Origin of the sequence: Microterricola viridarii (genome assembly GCF_900104895.1) — a bacterium.
In the GTDB taxonomy this organism is placed as follows: domain Bacteria; phylum Actinomycetota; class Actinomycetes; order Actinomycetales; family Microbacteriaceae; genus Microterricola; species Microterricola viridarii.
Genome location: NZ_LT629742.1, coordinates 2,113,494 through 2,132,448, shown reverse-complemented (window position 1 = coordinate 2,132,448; position 18,955 = coordinate 2,113,494). Strand labels below are relative to the sequence as shown.

The 18,955-nt window shown below is 68.2% G+C and carries 18 protein-coding genes and 1 pseudogene; 8 read left to right on the top strand and 11 right to left on the bottom strand.

The genetic code is table 11. The features are described 5' to 3' along the window. Nucleotides 1-25: 25 nt before the first annotated feature. The 5 genes from BLT62_RS09735 to sufB form a co-directional block, all read right to left on the bottom strand. Entirely contained in the window at nt 26-355 is a 330-nt protein-coding gene (locus tag BLT62_RS09735) for a metal-sulfur cluster assembly factor (protein ID WP_067227102.1), read from the bottom strand. A 4-nt stretch (nt 356-359) separates the two neighbouring features. Continuing rightward, nucleotides 360-1,124, bottom strand: coding sequence for a Fe-S cluster assembly ATPase SufC (sufC, locus tag BLT62_RS09730; RefSeq protein ID WP_083363876.1), 765 nt, complete (start codon nt 1,122-1,124; stop codon nt 360-362). 65 nt (nt 1,125-1,189) lie between these two features. Continuing rightward, nucleotides 1,190-1,516, bottom strand: coding sequence for a non-heme iron oxygenase ferredoxin subunit (locus BLT62_RS09725; protein WP_083363875.1), 327 nt, complete (start codon nt 1,514-1,516; stop codon nt 1,190-1,192). Continuing rightward, the gene (gene sufD, locus BLT62_RS09720; protein ID WP_156786303.1) at nt 1,516-2,712 is read right to left on the bottom strand and encodes a Fe-S cluster assembly protein SufD; all 1,197 of its coding nucleotides are present in this window, start codon (nt 2,710-2,712) and stop codon (nt 1,516-1,518) included. The genes BLT62_RS09725 and sufD overlap by 1 nt, the downstream gene beginning before the upstream one ends. Nucleotides 2,713-2,742: 30 nt before the next feature. Next, the gene (sufB, locus tag BLT62_RS09715; protein WP_083363873.1) at nt 2,743-4,161 is read right to left on the bottom strand and encodes a Fe-S cluster assembly protein SufB; all 1,419 of its coding nucleotides are present in this window, start codon (nt 4,159-4,161) and stop codon (nt 2,743-2,745) included. 284 nt (nt 4,162-4,445) lie between these two features. Here sufB and BLT62_RS09710 point away from each other — a divergent pair, with 284 nt between their 5' ends. Beyond that, nucleotides 4,446-5,381, top strand: a complete 936-nt coding sequence (locus BLT62_RS09710; RefSeq protein WP_083363872.1) for a COX15/CtaA family protein — start codon at nt 4,446-4,448, stop codon at nt 5,379-5,381. A 369-nt stretch (nt 5,382-5,750) separates the two neighbouring features. Here BLT62_RS09710 and BLT62_RS09705 read toward each other — a convergent pair whose 3' ends face one another. Next, entirely contained in the window at nt 5,751-6,671 is a 921-nt protein-coding gene (locus BLT62_RS09705) for a heme o synthase (RefSeq protein ID WP_083363871.1), read from the bottom strand. A 263-nt stretch (nt 6,672-6,934) separates the two neighbouring features. Between BLT62_RS09705 and tkt the strand changes: the two genes are divergently transcribed. Genes tkt through pgl form a run of 6 tightly spaced genes read left to right on the top strand, consistent with a single transcriptional unit; the run spans nt 6,935 to nt 15,104 of the window. After that, nucleotides 6,935-9,028, top strand: a complete 2,094-nt coding sequence (gene tkt / locus BLT62_RS09700; RefSeq protein WP_083363870.1) for a transketolase — start codon at nt 6,935-6,937, stop codon at nt 9,026-9,028. Nucleotides 9,029-9,053: 25 nt separating this feature from the next. Then, complete coding sequence (gene tal, locus BLT62_RS09695) at nt 9,054-10,166, top strand: transaldolase (RefSeq protein WP_083363869.1); 1,113 nt, start codon at nt 9,054-9,056, stop codon at nt 10,164-10,166. Further along, the gene (locus BLT62_RS09690; RefSeq protein WP_231919085.1) at nt 10,163-11,782 is read left to right on the top strand and encodes a glucose-6-phosphate isomerase; all 1,620 of its coding nucleotides are present in this window, start codon (nt 10,163-10,165) and stop codon (nt 11,780-11,782) included. The genes tal and BLT62_RS09690 overlap by 4 nt, the downstream gene beginning before the upstream one ends. Before the next feature lie 51 nt (nt 11,783-11,833). After that, entirely contained in the window at nt 11,834-13,375 is a 1,542-nt protein-coding gene (zwf, locus tag BLT62_RS09685) for a glucose-6-phosphate dehydrogenase (protein WP_083363868.1), read from the top strand. Further along, entirely contained in the window at nt 13,372-14,337 is a 966-nt protein-coding gene (locus tag BLT62_RS09680) for a glucose-6-phosphate dehydrogenase assembly protein OpcA (RefSeq protein ID WP_083363867.1), read from the top strand. The genes zwf and BLT62_RS09680 overlap by 4 nt, the downstream gene beginning before the upstream one ends. Next, the gene (gene pgl, locus BLT62_RS09675) at nt 14,334-15,104 is read left to right on the top strand and encodes a 6-phosphogluconolactonase (protein ID WP_083363866.1); all 771 of its coding nucleotides are present in this window, start codon (nt 14,334-14,336) and stop codon (nt 15,102-15,104) included. The genes BLT62_RS09680 and pgl overlap by 4 nt, the downstream gene beginning before the upstream one ends. Nucleotides 15,105-15,489: 385 nt before the next feature. Here pgl and BLT62_RS17670 read toward each other — a convergent pair whose 3' ends face one another. Then, nucleotides 15,490-15,819, bottom strand: a complete 330-nt coding sequence (locus BLT62_RS17670; protein WP_156786302.1) for a hypothetical protein — start codon at nt 15,817-15,819, stop codon at nt 15,490-15,492. Nucleotides 15,820-15,965: 146 nt separating this feature from the next. On the opposite strand from BLT62_RS17670, the pseudogene BLT62_RS18120 reads away from it, so the two are divergent. After that, nucleotides 15,966-16,070: pseudogene (locus tag BLT62_RS18120) on the top strand (6-phosphogluconolactonase); the annotation flags it as partial. A gap of 60 nt (nt 16,071-16,130) precedes the next feature. On the opposite strand, the gene BLT62_RS09670 reads toward BLT62_RS18120, so the two are convergent. The 4 genes from BLT62_RS09670 to BLT62_RS09655 all read right to left on the bottom strand — a co-directional run bounded on the left by BLT62_RS09670 (nt 16,131) and on the right by BLT62_RS09655 (nt 18,952). After that, complete coding sequence (locus BLT62_RS09670; RefSeq protein ID WP_083363865.1) at nt 16,131-16,496, bottom strand: RNA polymerase-binding protein RbpA; 366 nt, start codon at nt 16,494-16,496, stop codon at nt 16,131-16,133. An 87-nt stretch (nt 16,497-16,583) separates the two neighbouring features. Next, nucleotides 16,584-16,835: a preprotein translocase subunit SecG gene (gene secG, locus BLT62_RS09665; RefSeq protein ID WP_083363864.1), complete on the bottom strand. Its 252-nt coding sequence runs from the start codon at nt 16,833-16,835 to the stop codon at nt 16,584-16,586. Between the two features lie 123 nt (nt 16,836-16,958). Continuing rightward, entirely contained in the window at nt 16,959-17,747 is a 789-nt protein-coding gene (tpiA, locus tag BLT62_RS09660) for a triose-phosphate isomerase (RefSeq protein ID WP_083363863.1), read from the bottom strand. Continuing rightward, nucleotides 17,741-18,952 (bottom strand): phosphoglycerate kinase, encoded by a 1,212-nt coding sequence (locus tag BLT62_RS09655; protein ID WP_083363862.1) that lies wholly within the window; start codon nt 18,950-18,952, stop codon nt 17,741-17,743. Before BLT62_RS09655 ends, tpiA begins: the two co-directional genes overlap by 7 nt. Between the last annotated feature and the right edge of the window lie 3 nt (nt 18,953-18,955).

The following is an 18,955-nucleotide window of genomic DNA, read 5'->3' as shown; positions in this document are numbered from 1 at the left end:
GAACCTGAAACAGACGGGCGAGGGCCTAGATCGAGAAGCCGAGGGCGCGCATCATGTCGCGTCCGTCGTCCGTGATCTTCTCCGGGCCCCACGGCGGCATCCACACCCAGTTGATGCGGAAGGCGTCGACGACACCGTCCAGCGACTCGGCGGTCTGCTCCTCGAGGACATCGGTGAGCGGGCAGCCGGCGCTGGTGAGGGTCATGTGGATGACGAGCGCGTTGTTCTCGTCGTCCCAGCCGAGGTCATAGATGAGCCCGAGGTCGACGATGTTGATGCCGAGCTCCGGGTCCATGACGTCTTTGAGCGCCTCTTCGACCTGGTCGTAGAGTGCGGGGGCGAGCGTGCTGGTCATAGGACTAGCCTACGTTCGTGCCGCTGAGAAAGCGATCGTAGCCCTCGTCCTCAAGGCGGTCGGCGAGCTCGCGGCCGCCCTGCTCCGCGATGCGGCCGTTCACGAACACGTGCACGAAGTTGGGCTCGATGTAGCGCAGGATCCGGGTGTAGTGGGTGATCAGCACGATGCCGAGGCCGGTGTTGGCCTTGGCCCGGTTGACACCCTCAGAGACGATCTTCAGCGCGTCGACGTCGAGGCCGGAGTCGGTCTCGTCGAGGACGGCGAACTTCGGCTTGAGCAGCTCGAGCTGGAGGATCTCGTTGCGCTTCTTCTCGCCACCGGAGAAGCCCTCGTTCACGTTGCGCTCGGCGAAGGAGGGGTCCATGCGCAGGGCGTCCATGGCGGTGCGGACATCCTTGATCCAGTGGCGGATGCTGGGAGCCTCACCCTCGATCGCGGTCTTGGCGGTGCGGAGGAAGTTGGTGTTGGTCACACCGGGGATCTCGACCGGGTACTGCATGGCCAGGAACAGGCCGGCCCGTGCGCGCTCGTCGACGCTCATGTCGAGGACCTCGACGCCGTCGAGCAGGATGGAGCCGCCCTCGACGTGGTACTTCGGGTGGCCGGCGATCGTGTACGCGAGGGTGGACTTGCCGGAGCCGTTGGGGCCCATGACGGCGTGGATCTCGCCCTCGTTGATGGTCAGGTCGACGCCGCGCAGGATCTTCTTGGCACCCTGGTCGGTCTCGACGTTGACGTGCAGGTCCTTGATCTCAAGAACAGACATAGTGTTCAATCTCTTTCGTGTTCGGCGCGCTTGCGCCAGGCAGGTAAGTGCCGTTCCGGAATGTTCTAGACGGCCAGGGTGACGGCCGGGTCAATGTAGATGTCGCCGTCGACCAGGTCGACCTGGTAGACGGGCACGGGCTCGTAGGCCGGGAGCGTCAGCGGCTTGCCGGTGCGCAGCGAGAACTGCGATCCGTGAGCCCAGCATTCCAGCGTGTCGCCCTCGACGAAGCCCTCGGAGAGGGAGATGTCGCCGTGCGTGCAGGTGTCGCCGATGGCGAAGACCTCGCCGGCGGAATCCTTCACCAGGGCGATGGAGACACCGTCGATGTCGACCTTGACGGCCTTGTTCTCCTCGAGCTCGTCGAGCCCGCAGATCCTGCTTGCCGCCATCAGAGTGCCGTTCCGACGAGCTCGGCCTCGAGGACGGCCTGCAGGCGCTCCTCGAGCGGTGCGGAGCCGATCTGCTGCACGATCTCGCTGAGGAAGCCGCGGACGACGAGGCGACGCGCCTCCTCCTCCGGAATTCCGCGGGACTGCAGGTAGAACAGCTGCTCGTCGTCGAAACGACCCGTGGCGCTGGCGTGGCCGGCCCCGGCGATGTCGCCCGTCTCGATCTCGAGGTTCGGGATCGAGTCGGCCCGGGTGCCCTCGCTGAGGACCAGGTTGCGGTTCTGCTCGTAGCTGTCGGTGCCGGTGGCCTGCTGGCCGATCAGCACGTCGCCGATCCAGACGGTGCGCGCACCCTCGCCCTGCAGTGCGCCCTTGTAGTTGACGCGGGAGCGGGTGTGCGGCGCCTCGTGGTGCACGTAGACCTGCTGCTCGAGGTGCTGGCCGGCGTCGGCGAAGTAGAGGCCGTAGGCCTCGACGTCGGCGCCGGACTCGGCCAGGTGGGTCGTCGGGTTGAGCCGGACGACCTCGCCGCCGAGCGAGACGACGATGTGCTTGAGCTTGGCGTCGCGGCCGACCCGGGAGAAGTGGTTGGCCAGGTGCACGGCACCGTCGTTCCACTGCTGCACGGTGATCACGCTGAGGTTCGCGGACTCGCCCACGATGATCTCGACGTTCTCGACGATACGGGCGTCGCCCGCGTTGTCGAGGACGATGCGCGCGTTGCTGAACGGCGCGGCCTCGATCACGATGTGGGCGGCGCGGGCGGCGGTGCCGAGCGCGTCGCGCAGCACGGTCACCTCCGTGGCGTCCTCACCGGTGATGCGGATGAGCAGGGCCTTCTCGAAGCTCGTCCAGGCGTTCGCCGAGGCGCGCTCCTCCGGCTTGCCGGCGGAACCGATGCGGGGGTCGGTGCGGTCGATCCAGCTGACGCTGACGCCTGCGGCGTCCGTCGCGCTGTAGGGGAACTCCGAGCCGTCCAGCTCGCCGTCCAGGAGGTCGGCGAACTTGGCGATCGGGGAGAGCTTCCAGACGGCCTCACGGCCCGTGATCACGGGGAAGTCGCTGTGCTCGAAGGAGGCGAAGCGGGCGGAGCGGGTCTGCACCGGGGCAAGGCCCCAGCCCCCGTCGCTGTGCTTCTTGAGGCCGTGCTGCTCGGGCGAGACGAGGCTCGCCGCGGGCGCGTCGGAACTGGGCATGGTTGTACTGGGTGTCGAGGCGGCGGACATTTAGCCGACGGATCCTTCCATGCCCATTTCAATGAGCTTGTTGAGTTCAAGTGCGTATTCCATGGGCAGCTCGCGCGCGATCGGCTCGATGAAGCCGCGCACGATCATGGACATGGCTTCGGTTTCGGTCATTCCGCGGCTCATCAGGTAGAACAGCTGCTCCTCGCTGACCTTCGACACGGTGGCCTCGTGGCCGAGCTGCACGTCGTCGACGCGGATATCGATCGCCGGGTAGGTGTCGGAGCGCGAGATGGTGTCGACCAGCAGGGCGTCGCAGACGACGCTGTTCGCCGAGTGGTGGGCGTTGGCGTCGATGCGCACCTCGCCGCGGTAGCCGGCACGGCCACCGCCGCGGGCGATCGACTTGGAGACGATCGACGACTGCGTGTACGGCGCCATGTGCACCATCTTGGCGCCGGCGTCCTGGTGCTGGCCGGGGCCGGCGAAGGCGACGGAGAGCGTCTCACCCTTGGCGTGCTCGCCCATCAGGAAGATGGACGGGTACTTCATGGTGACCTTGGAGCCGATGTTGCCGTCGACCCATTCCATGGTCGCGCCCTCTGCGGCCGTCGCGCGCTTCGTGACGAGGTTGTAGACGTTGTTCGACCAGTTCTGGATCGTCGTGTAGCGCACGCGGGCGTTCTTCTTCACGATGATCTCGACGACGGCGGAGTGCAGCGAGTCGCTCTTGTAGATCGGGGCGGTGCAGCCCTCGATGTAGTGAACGTAGCTGCCCTCGTCGGCGATGATGAGGGTGCGCTCGAACTGGCCCATGTTCTCCGTGTTGATGCGGAAGTAGGCCTGAAGCGGGATCTCCACGTGCACGCCGGGCGGCACGTAGACGAAGGAGCCGCCGGACCAGACGGCCGTGTTCAGCGCGGCGAACTTGTTGTCGCCCGTCGGAATGACGGTGCCGAAGTACTCCTCGAAGAACTCCGGGTGCTCCTTGAGGGCGGTGTCCGTGTCCATGAAGATGACGCCCTGGGCCTCGAGCTCTTCGTTGATCTGGTGGTAGACCACCTCGGACTCGTACTGGGCGGCCACGCCGGAGACCAGGCGCTGGCGCTCGGCCTCGGGGATGCCGAGCTTCTCGTACGTGTTCTTGATGTCGTCCGGCAGGTCTTCCCAGGTCTGGGCCTGCTTCTCGGTCGAGCGCACGAAGTACTTGATGTTGTCGAAGTCGATCTCGCTGAGGTCTGCGCCCCACGTCGGCATCGGCTTGCGACCGAAGAGCTCGAAGCCCTTCAGGCGGCGCTCGAGCATCCACGCCGGTTCAGATTTCAGCGCCGAGATGTCGGAGACGACCTCCTTCGAGATCCCTCGACGGGCGGATGCACCTGCGGCATCCGGGTCATGCCATCCGAACTCGTAGACACCAAGTGACTCGAGCTCGGGGCGGTCGATGAGCACGTCCGACATTCTCTACCTCTTCTCCTGCCCGCTTTAACCGGCTATCAGTCCGGCTCATTCCCGATCCAAGCGCGAATGCGTCTGGCATGGGGGATGAATGTGCGGGTGGCTGCTTTGCGTACATAAGATATTCAAGAACCGCTTATCAAGGCGCGCGTCACTGCGTCGTGTAACGCGACGGCGCGTGAGCACGGTTCTCAAACCAAATTTGATTCTACAGCCACACAGCTGGGGATCGGCGTGCGCGCAGCTTGGCGTCGCCAAAACAGACAAGACACGAAGGCGAATACACGGTGAACCGCTTCTCCATCCCCACCCAGGTCAACGGGGGCATCCGCCTCTTCGCGTGGCTCTCCTTCATCTCGGAGTTGGTGATCATCGTGACCGGCGGGGCCGTGCGGCTCACCGGGTCCGGCCTCGGCTGCCCGACCTGGCCGCTCTGCACGCCGGAGTCGCTCGTGCCGACGCCCGAGATGGGCATCCACGGCGTCATCGAGTTCAGCAACCGGATGATGTCCGGCGTCGTCGGCATCATCGCCGTCATCATGCTGCTCCTGGTGCTGCGCCTGCGCAAGGAGCGCCGCGAGCTCTGGACGCTCTCGCTCATCCTGCTGATCGGCGTCGTGGCGCAGGCCATCGTCGGCGGCATCAGCGTGCTCACCGGCCTGAACCCGTTCATCGTCGGCTTCCACTACACCGTGTCCCTCGTCATGTGCGCGATCGCCGCGGCACTGCTGGTGCGCGTGTACGCCACGCCGGGGCCGCGTGAGCTCGCCGTGCCGCGCTGGTTCATGATCGTCACCCACGTCACCACCCTCTTCGTGGCCCTCACCATCGCGATGGGCGTTCTCACGACGGCGTCCGGCCCGCACTCCGGCGACCTGAACGCGGCACGCACCGGCTTCAACGCCGAGCTGTTCGAGCACCTGCACGCCTGGCCGGCCTACGCCACCTTCGCGCTCACCGTCACGCTGGCGATCGCCTCGATCGGGTTCACCGGCACCACGGTGCACAGGTGGGTCCTCGCGCTGCTCGGCGTCGAGGTCGTGCAGATCGCGATCGGCCTGATCCAGGCCAACACCGGCCTGCCGGAGGCCCTCGTCGCCGCGCACATGCTGCTGGCCGCCCTGCTCGCCTCGGCGATGACCGTCGTCGTGCTGCACCTCAAGAAGCCGGTTGCCCCGGGCGCGGTCTCCCCCGCCGGCGAGATGGCGGCGACCTCCGCCTAGCCGAGGGCCGGATCGCAGCCACCCTGCGGATGCGCGCAACGAAACGCCGCGAGGACGACACGTTCTCGCGGCGTTTCGCGTTTCGCATCCGCGGTACGGCTGCGGGATGCGGGCATCCGGGCATGCGGCACCCCGCTCGCGCTCGACGCGGCGCGGCGCAAGCAGCCGGGCGAGCACGGACCGACGCGCACCCGCCCGAGCCGCGCCCCGCTGTGCCGCTTCACGCTGTGCCGCTGCCACGCTCTGCTGCTCTGCTGCTCTGCCGCTGCCCACCGTCCGCCGTGCGGGCACCCGCAGGCACGAGAAAAGGCCCTGCCGATACGGCAGGGCCTTTCGCGACGGACAACACCGAGGTTGTCGGGGCGTCGCCTAGAAGGGCAGCAGCGGGTCGACGCCGACGGCGACGAAGAGCAGCGTGAGGTAGGCGATGGAGCCGTGGAAGACCCGCATCGGCGAGACCTCGTTGTGCCGGATGGCGTGGTTGTAGAGGCGGTGCGTCTCGTAGATGAACCAGCCGCCGGTCACGACGGCGACCGCCGTGTAGACGACGCCCATTCCGGCGACGGGGACCAGCAGCAGCGAGCAGGCGACGGTGGCCCACGCGTACAGGATGGTCTGCAGGCCGACCTGTGCGCGACCGCGCACGACGGCGAGCATCGGCACGCCGGCGGCCTTGTAGTCGTCGCGGTACTTCATCGACAGCGGCCAGTAGTGCGGCGGCGTCCAGAGGAAGATGATCGCGAACAGGATGATCGGGGGCCAGCTGATGTCGCCGGTGACGGCGGCCCAGCCGATGAGCACGGGCATGCAGCCCGCCACACCGCCCCAGACGATGTTCTGCGCGGTGCGGCGCTTGAGGATCAGGCTGTAGAAGACCACGTAGAGCAAGATGGCGCCGAGCGAGAGCGCCGCGGCCAGCCAGTTGGTGGTCAGGCCGAGCCAGAGGATCGACGCGACGCCGAGCCCGTAGGCGAAGACCAGGGCCTCCCGGTCGCTCAGCTCCCCGGTCACCAGCGGGCGGTTCTTGGTGCGCTTCATCACGCGGTCGATGTCGCGGTCGATGTAGCAGTTGAACGCGCCGGCGGAGCCCGCGCTCATCGCGCCGCCGATCAGGGTGGCCAGCACGAGCCACAGGCTCGGGATGCCGTTGTGCGCCAGAATCATGGTCGGCGCTGTGACCACGAGCAGCAGTTCGATCACACGCGGCTTGGTCAAAGCCCAGTATGCGCGGAGTTTGCGCCGCAAATCCGGTCGCTGGCTCAGTGTGCGATTCTCTAGTGCGACGTCCATTGCTCCTCTTACACCCGGGTACTCAGGCAATTCTAGGCTACGTTCGCGAACTCGCTTGATGTCGTCATATCCATGCGTGCGGATGGGCGCTGTCCCTATACTGAAGAAGCCCGCCGGTCTCCAGCGCGCGCACGATCTTGTCGGCTGCCCTTGCTTCCGACGTGCGCACCGGAACAGCCGAAGACGACTGCGGTACGGCATTCCTCATCGGGAGCGCAGACGACATGATTCTGTCTCCCTACGCTTAGAAGGGTCTAGATCCAGTGGCAGATCTGCAATGGGATTCCATTGATAGCAAGGCAGTTGACACCGCCCGCATCCTCGCGGCCGACGCAGTGGAGAAGGTGGGCAACGGGCACCCGGGAACGGCGATGAGCCTTGCACCCGCCGCGTACCTGCTGTTCCAGAAGGTCATGCGCCGTGACCCGTCCGACCAGCACTGGCTGGGGCGCGACCGCTTCGTGCTCTCCGTCGGGCACAGCTCGCTGACGCAGTACGTCCAGCTGTACCTCGGTGGCTACGGCCTCGAGCTCGACGACCTCAAGGCGCTGCGCACCTGGGGCTCGAAGACCCCCGGCCACCCGGAGTTCGGCCACACCGACCACGTCGAGATCACCACCGGGCCGCTCGGCCAGGGCCTGGCCTCCGCCGTCGGCTTCGCCTACGCGGCCCGCTTCGAGCGCGGCCTGTTCGACCCGGATGCCGCAGCGGGCACGAGCCCCTTCGACCACTTCGTGTACGTCATCGCCGGTGACGGCGACCTGCAGGAGGGCGTCACCAGCGAGGCCTCCTCGCTCGCCGGCCACCAGCAGCTCGGCAACCTCATCGCGATCTACGACAGCAACCAGATCTCGATCGAGGACGACACCCAGATCGCCTTCACCGAGGACGTCGCCGCGCGCTACGAGTCCTACGGCTGGCAGGTGCTCACCGTCGATTGGAAGAAGACGGGCGAGTACGTCGAGGACATGGCCGAGCTGCACGCCGCCATCGAGGCGGCGAAGGGCGAGACCAACAAGCCGAGCCTCATCGTGCTGAAGACCATCATCGGATGGCCGAGCCCGAAGAAGCAGAACTCCGGCAAGATCCACGGCTCCGCGCTCGGCGCGGAGGAGCTCGCCGCCGTCAAGGAGGTGCTCGGCTTCAACCCGGCCGAGAGCTTCGCCGTCGCAGAGGACGTCCTGGCGCACACCCGCCAGGCCGTCGAGCGTGGCGCAGAGCAGCACGCCGAGTGGCAGAAGGGCTTCGACGCCTGGGCCGCAGCCAACCCCGAGCGCAACGCCCTGCTGCAGCGCGTGCTGAGCGGCGAGCTGCCCGAGGAAGCCGAGGCGGCACTGCCCGTCTTCGAGGGCGGCACCTCCGTGTCGACCCGTGCGGCATCCGGCAAGGTCATCAACGCCCTCGCCGGCGTGATCCCCGAGCTCTGGGGCGGCTCCGCCGACCTCGCCGAGTCGAACCTCACCACCATCAACGGCTCCGCCTCGTTCGTTCCGAGCGAGCACTCCACCCACGAGTGGAGCGGCAACCCGTACGGCCGCGTGCTGCACTTCGGCATCCGCGAGCACGCGATGGCCGCCATCATCAACGGCATCGCGCTGCACGGCAACACGCGCGCCTTCGGTGGCACCTTCCTCATCTTCAGCGACTACATGCGCCCGGCCGTCCGCCTCGCCGCGCTCATGAAGGTGCCCTCGATCTTCGTCTGGACGCACGACTCCGTCGCCCTCGGCGAGGACGGCCCGACGCACCAGCCGATCGAGCAGCTCGCCACGCTGCGCGCCATTCCGGGCCTGGACGTCGTCCGCCCCGGCGACGCCAACGAGGTCAGCTACGCCTGGCTCGAGATCCTCAAGCGCCGCGGCGGTCCCGCCGGCATCGCACTGACCCGCCAGAACATCCCGGTGTTCGAGCGCGGCGAGGGCGAGGCCTCCGGCGACGTGCTGGCCTCGGCGAAGAACACCGCGAAGGGCGCGTACGTGCTGGCGGATGCCGCCAACGGCACCCCCGACGTCATCATCATCGCCACCGGATCCGAGGTGCAGCTCGCCCTCGCCGCCCGCGAGGAGCTGAAGGCAGACGGCGTGCACGCCCGCGTCGTCTCTGCACCGAGCCTGGAGTGGTTCGAGGAGCAGAGCGCCGAGTACCGCGCATCGGTTCTGCCGAAGAATGTCACGGCTCGGGTATCGGTTGAGGCCGGTCTCGCGTTGACATGGAAGAGCTACATCGGCGACCAGGGTCGCAGCGTCTCGATCGAGCACTTCGGTGCCTCGGCCGACTACCAGACCCTCTTCAACGAGTTCGGCATCACCACCGACGCCGTTGTTGCCGCCGCCAAGGAATCGATCGCGTCGGCCTGAGCCGCGCAAAGGAGTTTTGAACACAATGACTGAAACCACTCCCCTCTCCGAGCTGTCCGCCACCGGCGTCAGCATCTGGCTGGATGACCTCTCCCGCGACCGCATCGTCTCCGGCGGCCTGCAGAAGCTCATCTCCGAGAAGAACGTCGTCGGCGTCACCACCAACCCGACGATCTTCGCCAACGCGCTGGCCAACGGCACCTCCTACAGCGAGCAGGTCGCCCAGCTGGCCGCCGCCGGCACGAGCGTGCACGACGCCGTCTTCGAGATCACCACGGATGACGTCGCCGCAGCCAGCGACATCTTCCGCCCGGTCTACGACCGCACGAACGGCGTCGACGGCCGCGTCTCCATCGAGGTCGAGCCCGGCCTCGCCCACGACGCAGCCGGCACCATCGCCCAGGCCAAGCAGCTCTGGGCCAAGGTCGACCGCCCGAACGCCATGATCAAGATCCCGGCGACGATCGAGGGCCTCGAGGCCATCACCGAGACCATCGGCGCCGGCATCAGCGTCAACGTGACGCTGATCTTCAGCCTGGCCCGCCACCAGCAGGTCATCGACGCCTACATCGCCGGCCTCGAGAAGGCCCAGGCCAACGGCCACGACCTCGCCGGCATCCACTCGGTCGCCTCGTTCTTCGTGTCGCGCGTCGACACCGAGATCGACGCCCGCCTGAACACCATCGGCACCGAGGAGGCGCTGGCGCTGAAGAGCAAGGCCGGCGTCGCCAACGCGCAGCTGGCCTACCAGGTGTTCGAGAAGGCCTTCGCCAGCGACCGCGCCCAGGCGCTGCTCGCCGCCGGCGCCAACAAGCAGCGCCCGCTCTGGGCCTCGACCGGCGTCAAGGACCCGAACCTCCCCGACACCCTCTACGTGACCAACTTGGTCGCGGCCGACGTGGTCAACACCATGCCGGAGAAGACGATGGAGGCCACCTACGACCACGGCGTCATCACCGGCGACACCGTCACCGGCTCCTACGCCGAGGCACAGGGCGTTCTCGACGCACTCGCCGCCGTCGGCGTCTCCTACGACGACGTCACCGCCGTGCTCGAGTCCGAGGGCGTGTCCAAGTTCATCGTGTCCTGGGGCGAGCTGCTGGAGACGGTCACGGGCGCCCTCGAGGCAGCACGGTGACGATCAGCAGCGGGGCCTTCGGCGTCGCGGTCGGCGGCGCGGCAGCTGAGGCTGTCCGCCGCCACCTTCCCGCCCTCGTCGCCGACGAGGTCGCCTCGGCGATCACCGCGCAGAACCCAAGCCTGTGGGGCCCTGACGCCGAGTCGGAGTCCGCGGTCCGCCTCGGCTGGACCGAGTCCGTCGCCATCTCCCGCCCCCTCGTGCCCGAGATCCTCGCCCTGCGCGAGGAGCTGCACGCGGCCGGCGTCCGCCACATCGCCCTCGCCGGCATGGGCGGCTCCTCGCTGGCGCCCGAGGTCATCACCCGCACCATGGGCGTGGAGCTCACCGTGCTGGACTCGACCGACCCCGGCCAGGTGCTCGCCGCGCTGAACGACCGGCTCGCCGAGACCGCCATCGTGGTGTCGTCGAAGTCGGGCTCGACGGTCGAGACCGCCAGTCAGCGCCGCGTCTTCGAGAAGGCGTTCACGGATGCCGGCATCAACCCGACCGAGCGCGTCATCGTGGTCACCGACCCCGGCTCGCCGCTGGACGTCTCGGCGCGCGCCGCCGGCTACCGCGTCTTCAACGCCGACCCGAACGTGGGCGGCCGCTACTCGGCCCTCACCGCCTTCGGCCTGGTCCCGTCCGGCCTGGCCGGCGTGGACATCGCCGAGCTGCTCGACGAGGCGGACGCGATCTCGCTGCCGCTCGCCGTCGACAACGAGACCAACCCCGGCCTCCTCCTCGGCGCCGCCATCGCCGGCACGCAGCCGCTGCGCAACAAGCTCGGCCTGCTGGCCGACGGCACCCACATCGTCGGCCTGCCCGACTGGGTGGAGCAGCTGATCGCGGAGTCCACCGGCAAGCTCGGCACCGGCCTGCTGCCCGTCGTTCTCGAGGAGGGCGCGCCAGAGCTCGCCGGCGGATTGGACGACTTCCTGCTCGTCCGCCTCGTCGACGAGGCCGGGGACGCCCTGTTCCTGGACGGCGACGCCGACGAGGTCCGCGTCAGCGGCACCCTGGGCGCGCAGTTCCTGGTCTGGGAGTACGCCACGGTCGTCGCCGGCCGCCTGCTCGGCATCAACCCGTTCGACCAGCCCGACGTGGAGTCGGCGAAGATCGCGACTCGCGGCCTGCTCGACGCACGCCCGGAGCCCGCCCCCGCCGCCTTCGTCTCAGAGGGCATCGAGGTGCGCGGCACGCCGGAGGTCATCGGCGCCGCCAGCGACCTGCAGTCGGCCATCGACGTGCTGGTCGAGGAGGTGCCGGAGGACGGCTACATCTCGATCCAGGCCTACGTCGACCGCCTGGCGCTGCCGCAGCTGGCCGAGCTCCGTGCGATCCTCGCCGAGCGCTCCGGCCGCCCGGTCACCTTCGGCTGGGGCCCGCGCTTCCTGCACTCGACCGGTCAGTTCCACAAGGGCGGCCCGGCTGTCGGGGCGTTCCTGCAGATCCTGGCCACCCCGGCCGAGGATCTGGACATCCCGGAGAGCCCGTTCAGCTTCGGCGAGCTCATCCAGGCCCAGGCCAGCGGTGACGCCAGCGTGCTGGCCGCGCACGGCCGCCCCGTGCTCACCCTCACGCTGACGGATGCCGCGGCAAACGTCAGCACCCTGTTCGACGCCGCGTCCTAGCGCCGAACCCGGCTCCACCTGAACCCAGCTGCCACTTTTTCGAGGAGTTTCATGCCACCGGTGAACATCACCGCGGATTCCAACCCACTTCGGTCACCGTCCGACTACCGCTTGAACCGGATCGCCGGTCCGAGCGGGCTCATCATCTTCGGCGTGACGGGTGACCTGTCGCGCAAGAAGCTGATGCCGGCCGTGTACGACCTGGCAAACCGCGGCCTCCTGCCGCCCGGCTTCGGACTGGTGGGCTTCGCCCGCCGGGACTGGGCCGACCAGGACTTCATGGAGATCGTGCACGACGCTGTCAAGCAGTATGCGCGCACCGAGTTCCGTGAGGAAGTGTGGGCGCAGTTGGCCCAGGGAATCCGATTCGTCTCGGGAACCTTCGACGACGAGTCCTCGTTCGAGCGCCTCAAGGACACCATCGAGAAGCTGGATCGGGAGCGTGGAACCATGGGCAACCATGCGTTCTACCTCTCGATCCCGCCGAAGGCGTTCCCGCAGGTGACCGAGCAGCTGAGCAAGTCCGGCCTGGCCGTCGGCGAGGACGGCGCCTGGCGCCGTGTCGTGATCGAGAAGCCGTTCGGCAGCGACCTCAAGACGGCGCGCGAGCTGAACGCCGTCGTCGAGTCGGTGTTCCCCGCCGACTCGGTGTTCCGCATCGACCACTACCTGGGCAAGGAGACGGTGCAGAACATCCTCGCTCTGCGCTTCGCCAACCAGCTCTATGAGCCGATCTGGAACGCCAACTACGTCGACCACGTGCAGATCACGATGGCCGAGGACATCGGCGTCGGCGGCCGCGCCGGCTACTACGACGGCATCGGAGCGGCCCGCGACGTCATCCAGAACCACCTGCTGCAGCTGCTCGCGCTGACCGCGATGGAGGAGCCGATCTCGTTCGACGCCTCCGCGCTGCGCGCCGAGAAGGAGAAGGTGCTCGCCGCCGTGCGACTGCCGGAGGACCTCGGCACCGGCACGGCCCGCGGCCAGTACGCGGGCGGCTGGCAGGGCGGCGAGAAGGTTCTCGGCTTCCTTGAGGAAGACGGCATGGACCCGGAGTCGCTCACCGAGACCTACGCGGCGATGAAGCTGACCATCGGCACCCGCCGCTGGGCCGGCGTGCCGTTCTACCTGCGCGCGGGCAAGCGCCTCGGCCGCCGCGTGACCGAGATCGCCGTGGTGTTCAAGCGGGCGCCGCAGCAGCTCTTCGCCGACAGCCAGACCTCCGAGCTCGGCCAGAACGCCCTCGTGATCCGGGTGCAGCCCGACGAGGGCGTCACGATCCGCTTCGGCTCCAAGGTTCCCGGCGCCGGAATGCAGGTGCGCGACGTCACCATGGACTTCGGCTACGGCCACGCCTTCACCGAGGCGAGCCCCGAGGCCTACGAGCGGCTCATCCTCGATGTGCTGCTCGGCGACCCGCCGCTCTTCCCCCGGCACGAGGAGGTCGAGCTGTCCTGGAAGATCCTCGACCCGATCGAGGAGTTCTGGGAGACCCAGGGCCAGCCCGAACAGTACAGCCCCGGCAGCTGGGGTCCCAGCTCCGCCGACGATCTTCTGGCCCGCGACGGCCGCGTCTGGAGGCGTCCATGATCATCGACCTGCCCAACACCACCATCAGCCAGGTCTCCAAGGCCCTGGTCAAGATGCGCGAGGAGAACGGCGTCGTGGCCCTCGGCCGCGTGCTGACCCTCATCATCGCCGCTTCGACGGGCTCCGAGGAGGAGGCCATCGAGGCCGCCAACGACGCCTCCCGCGAGCACCCGATGCGCGTCCTCGTCGTCTGCACCAACCCGGCGGAGGACGGCCAGGCGGCCGAGTCGCGCCTGGACGCCGAGATCCGCGTCGGCGGCGACGCCGGCGCCAGCGAGGTCATCATCCTGCGGGCCAGCGGGGAGGCGGCATCCGACGAGCAGAGCCTCGTCATGGGCCTCCTGCTGCCGGACGCCCCCGTCGTCACCTGGTGGCCCGGCATCGCGCCCGCAGTGCCCGGGCTCGCCCCGCTCGGCCGCATCGCGCACCGCCGCATCACGGACGCCTCCGCCCAGCCGGAGCCGCAGGCTGCGCTGCAGCAGCTCGCCGAGAGCTACCGGCCGGGCGACATCGACTTCGCCTGGACCCGCCTGACGCTCTGGCGCGCCCAGCTGGCCGCCGTGCTGGACCAGCCGCCGTACTCCCCCGTCACCTCGGTGCGGGTCGAGGGCAGCGACGACTCCCCCTCGACGACCCTGCTGAGCGCCTGGCTGCACGACGCCCTGCAGGCGGACACCGAGTTCGTGCTCACCCCCGGAGCCACCTCGCACGGCATCCACAGCGTGCGCCTGGAGCGCGCGACCGGGGCGATCGAGCTGAGCCGCACCGGCGGCGGCGTGGCCCGGCTGACCCAGCCGAAGCAGCCGACCCACTCGCTCGCGCTGCCCCGCCGCAACCTCCGCGACTGCCTGGCCGACGAGCTGCGCAGGCTCGACCCCGACGAGCTCTACGGCCAGGTCATCACCCGGGCCCTTGCAACACTCGGGCCGGCAACACCGATCACGACGGGAACGGCAGCATGACCAACGAGCGCCGGGTGCTGGTGCACCCAGACAAGCAGGCGCTGGCCGGCTCCGTCGCCGCCCGCTTCATCACCAAGACGCTCGACATCCTCGACGATCTGGGCAGCGCCAACATCGTGCTGACCGGCGGATCGATGGGCTCCGGCGTGCTCGCCGCCGTCAACGAGTCGGCCGCCAGGGACACCCTGGACTGGTCGCGGATCCACTTCTGGTGGGGCGACGAGCGCTGGCTGCCGGCCGGCGACGCCGAGCGCAACGACCAGCAGGCCTTCGACGCACTGCTCTGCCACATCGACATCCCGGCCGGCAACATCCACCGCTTCCCGGCGTCGGACGGACCGCTGGGGCTCGACGAAGCCGCCGAGCACTACGCCGCCGAACTTGCCGCGCACGCGGAGGACGGCGCGGAACTGCCGCGCCTGGACATCACCTTCCTCGGCGTCGGGCCCGACGGGCACATCGCCTCGCTGTTCCCGCACCGCTCCGGCATCCAGGTCGAGGACCGCACGGTGATCGCTGTGCGCAACTCGCCGAAGCCCCCCGCGGAGCGGCTCAGCCTGACCCGCCCGGTGCTGAACCACTCCGACCGGGTGTGGATGGTGCTCGCCGGCTCCGACAAGGCGCCAGCGCTCGGACTGGCACTGGCCGGGGCCAGCCGCGACGAGGTCCCCGCCGGCGGCATCAAGGGCCGCAAGCGCACCGTTTTCTTCGTCGACCGCGACGCGGCCGCCGAAGTGCCGGAGGCGCTCATCGCCCCGTCCTACTGACAGTGGGCAACAGAAAAGCCCCAGCCGATGGCTGGGGCTTTTCTGTTGCGGATGGTGAGACCAGTTGTAACGGTGTGTTCGAGTGGCGGACTTCTGGCCGCGCGGTTTGGCTGTTTCGGAGTCGAAGGATTAGATCCCATTCCGGGCCCCGACACAGCTCTGTTGGGGCCCTCTTCGCTTGCCTCGCGTTCAGCGCGGACCTCGCATCGTTGAACGCCACAACCCGTTGCGCGAACGCCCGACCAGTTGGGTGCCACGAGAATGCCATCTCGGTCGAGGAGGAGATTCCTCTCCGCGAACTTGGCGCGGCATACTCAGACCGCTGCCGCGCACGGTGTTGAGAACCTCCACCACTCCGCGGGACATGACCGGTTGAACCTAGAGATCACACTCTCCCACCTCTCCGAAGAAATGCTCGATAGACCGTTCTGAGTAGGTCCGCATAAGCCAGGTAGGCGGAGAGTGCTTCCAGATCCTCTGTTCCGGCGCGGCGCAGCTCTTGGACCTGCCCGCCGAGGTTCTCGAGCGCACCGAGCACGTCGGGAACAGCAGGCTGCCAGATTCCTCTGTCCATGAATGGCACGACCGATTCGGCGACCCATGTGTCATAAAGCGCAAGGTTCGCGTGGACCTCATCCGCAGGGTCTCGTGAACTGCCCCGTGGAAACGGCGCATCGCGCCATGACTGGAAGGCCCCTTCGAAGGTTGTCGTCATACCCAGAACCCTAGTAATGCCGTCCGCAGCTTGTCGACGAGGCGGAAGTTGCCGCGGCCGATCCGTGCGACCAGGGCAATGGCCTGTGCAGCGGCGAAGGCTTCCGGTACCTGATCCGGTCGAGAGTGTGCCACCGGAGTTGAGAGGAGGTCCCCGCCGGCGGCATCAAGGGCCGCAAGCGCACCGTCTTCTTCGTCGACCGCGACGCGGCCGCCGAAGTGCCGGAAGCGCTCATCGCCCCGTCTTACTGACAGTGGGCAACAGAAAAGCCCCAGCCGATGGCTGGGGCTTTTCTGTTGCCTGGGTGGAGACTAGCTCGCGACGACCTTGCCGCGGCGCACGCGGAGCTGCTCGAGAGCCTCCTCGAGGAGCTGCTCTGCCTCCTCCTCCGTGCGACGTTCCTTCACGTAGGCGAGGTGCGTCTTGTACGGCTCGAGCTTGGCGACAGACGGAGGGTTCTCCTTGTCGCGCCCGGCCGGCAGCCCCGACTGCGGGGAGTCGATGGTGACGGGGATCTCCTCGTCCGGCAGGGTGGCCGAGAAGTACCGGATCGTCTCGTTGCCGAGCGCGTCCCAGTAGGAAATGGCCACACGGTCCGCGTGGTAGCCGCGGTCCTGTTCGCCCATGGGGCCGGCGCCAACGCGCGATCCCCGAATTGCACTGCCGCCTGATGCCATGGCTGCCTCCGCTGCTAAAAGATGGTGCTGTGAGAAAGCGCCCGCCGGGGCGGGCGCGAGTGTGGTGCCCGTTCGGGCACCACGGAATTACAAGCCGGTGTCGAACTTGGTGATGAGGCCGAGCACGATGATGCTCGAGACCCAGACCAGGCCGAGGATGACGGTGATGCGGTTGAGGTTGCGCTCCGCGACGCCAGAGGCCCCGAGGTTGCTGGTCATGCCGCCGCCGAACATGTCGGAGAGGCCGCCACCGCGGCCCTTGTGCAGCAGAATGAGCATGGTCAGCAGCAGGCTCGTCAAACCGAGCACAACCTGCATTACAACCTGGAGAATTTCCACAAGAAACCTTTCACAATGCGAAGCAGGAACGCCGCGCCAAGACCACAGACGATTATAGCCTGACGCGGCATCCTCGGGGAGGATGCCGCGCCAGAGCGGGTGCTGTTGCGGGAAATCGCCCGGTTAGAGACCGACGTGCTGCTGGAAGCGGCTGATGGCCGCGAACTCGGCGATGTCGAGGCTCGCGCCGCCCACGAGGGCGCCGTCGACGTTCGGCTCGCGCATGAAACCGGCGATGTTGCCCGACTTCACGGAACCGCCGTAGAGGATGCGCGTCTTGCCGGCGACATCCTCGCCGAGAACCTCGGCGAGCACGCCGCGGAGCGCGGCCGCGACCTGCTCGGCCTGCTCGGGCGTTGCCGCCTGGCCGGAGCCGATCGCCCAGACGGGCTCGTAGGCGACGACGATGTCGGCCGCACCGGTCACACCGGCGAGGGCCGCGCGCAGCTGGGCGACGGGAACGGCGCTCGGGCCGTGCTTCTCGAGGTCCTCTGCGGTCTCGCCGACGCAGATGATCGGCACGATGTTGTGGGCGAGCGCCGCAGCCGACTTCGCGGCGACCTGTTCGTCGGTCTCACCGTGCAGCGTGCGCCGCTCGGAGTGGCCGATGATGACGTAGCGGCACTCGAGCTGGGCGAGGAATGCGGCCGAGATCTCACCGGTGTATGCACCGGAGACGTGCTCGGAGACATCCTGCGCGCCGAAGGCCAGCGGCAGCTTGTCGGCGGAGACCAGGGTCTGCACGCTGCGCAGGTCGGTGAACGGCGGGAACACCGCCACCTCGACGGCGGCGAAGTCGTGCTTGGCCTCGCTCAGGTTCCAGGCCAGCTTCTGCACAAACGCGATGGCCTGGAGGTGATCCAGGTTCATCTTCCAGTTGCCCGCGATGAGCGGGGTTCTGTTCACTACCATCCGAGTACCTCCAGCCCGGGGAGGCGCTTGCCCTCGAGGAACTCGAGGCTGGCGCCGCCGCCGGTAGAAATGTGACCAAACTGGTCATCGTTGAAATTGAGTGCGCGGACGGCTGCGGCGGAATCGCCACCGCCGACAACGCTGAGGCCGTCGACCTCGGTCAGTGCTTGCGCGACGGCACGGGTGCCTGCCGCGAATGGTGCGAGTTCGAACACGCCCATCGGGCCGTTCCAGAAGACGGTCTTGGACGAGCGGATGACGTCGGCGAACCGCGCAGCCGTCTCCGGTCCGATGTCCAGGCCCAGGCCGGACGCGCCGAACGGCGTGTCCTCGATGCCGTCGGCCGGGCGCACGAGCACCTCGGCGTCAGCACCGAACTTGGAGGCGACGACGACATCCGTCGGCAGAATGATCTGCACGCCGAGGCGCTCGGCCTCGGCCAGGTAGCCCGTGACGGTGTCGATCTGGTCGGCCTCGAGCAGGCTGGAGCCGACCTTGTGGCCGAGGGCCGCGAGGAAGGTGAAGAGCATGCCGCCGCCGATGAGGAGGGTGTCGACGCGGGGCAGCAGGTGCCCGATCACGCCGAGCTTGTCGGACACCTTCGAGCCGCCGAGCACGACCGCGTAGGGGCGCTCCGGGGTCTCGGTGAGGCGGTCCAGCACCTCGAGCTCGGCCACGATGAGGAGGCCGGCAGCGCTCGGGAGCAGTTCCGCGAGCTCGTAGACGCTGGCCTGCTTGCGGTGGACGACGCCGAAGCCGTCGGAGACGAAGGCGTCGCCGAAGGCGGCGAGCTGTGCCGCGAAGGCGGCGCGCTCCTCGGCGACCTTGGAGGTCTCGCCCGGGTTGAAGCGGAGGTTCTCCAGCACGGCGATGTCGCCGTCGCCGAGGCCGGCGACAGCGGCCTGCGCCGAGGCGCCGACGGTGTCGCTGGCGAAGGCGACGTCCTTGCCGAGCAGCTCGCCGAGGCGGGCCGCAACGGGGGCGAGGCTGTAGCGCTCGTCCGGTGCGCCGTCAGGGCGCCCGAGGTGCGAGACAACGCTCACCCGGGCCCCCTGAGAGAGCAGTGCGGTGAGGGTGGGCAGTGACGCTCGCACACGACCGTCATCAGTGATCTGACCGTCCTTCAGCGGGACGTTCAGGTCGCAGCGCACGATGACGTGCTTGCCGGCGAGTGGGCCCAGGGAATCGATCGTGCGAAGCGTCACGCC